This window comes from Bacillus sanguinis (assembly GCF_018332475.1).
Taxonomy (GTDB): Bacteria; Bacillota; Bacilli; order Bacillales; family Bacillaceae_G; genus Bacillus_A; species Bacillus_A sanguinis.
Genome location: NZ_BOQB01000497.1, coordinates 1 through 590, shown reverse-complemented (window position 1 = coordinate 590; position 590 = coordinate 1). Strand labels below are relative to the sequence as shown.

Here is a 590-nt window from a genome sequence, read left to right as displayed (position 1 = left end):
CATAACGATCATTTGAAGTAATTTCACATAACCGTTACCGATTAAACCAAACCAAGTATTTGATTCAATAATTACTGTAGAAGTTGGTTCATAAATAAATTGTAATATAAGACCGAATATAATTCCGACTCCTAAAGCAGTAAATACACGTTTATTAAAAGATACATGCTTACGTTGCATATAATATAATACGCCAACTAAGATGAGCATGACTGCAACGTTAATTCCGACAAGCAGTGTATTCATGTTGATTCCCCCTAATTCCAATCTGTTATATAGAATATAAGGTAATAAAACCTATAAGTCAACTAGGAAATTGCGGAATTAAAAAAAAGATGGCAAAATGCCATCTTTTAATGCCCAGCCCCAGGGACAAGTAAAAACGTCGTGTAGTATGTAAATCCTATGAAGAAAACAGTTAAATATGCCCCGAATACGTATATATACATACGCTCTGTTAAATTTAAATAGCTTAAAAGTACGAAGAATCCTGTTTGTCCTAAAAATAGTAGTGCGGCCTGTTGCATATCCCCTACGTAAAACATAACCGAGAAAATTCCAGTCCAAAAGCCGAGAACGCGAAACATGCG

At 34.4% G+C, this 590-nt stretch carries 1 protein-coding gene and 1 pseudogene; both read right to left on the bottom strand.

Annotation, left to right across the window (positions count from 1 at the left end):
- Positions 1-246, bottom strand: a pseudogene (locus KI369_RS27995) (L-cystine transporter); the annotation flags it as partial.
- A 107-nt stretch (positions 247-353) separates the two neighbouring features.
- A partial coding sequence (locus tag KI369_RS27990; RefSeq protein ID WP_212958906.1) for a DUF2626 domain-containing protein occupies positions 354-590 on the bottom strand: 237 nt, incomplete at its 5' end.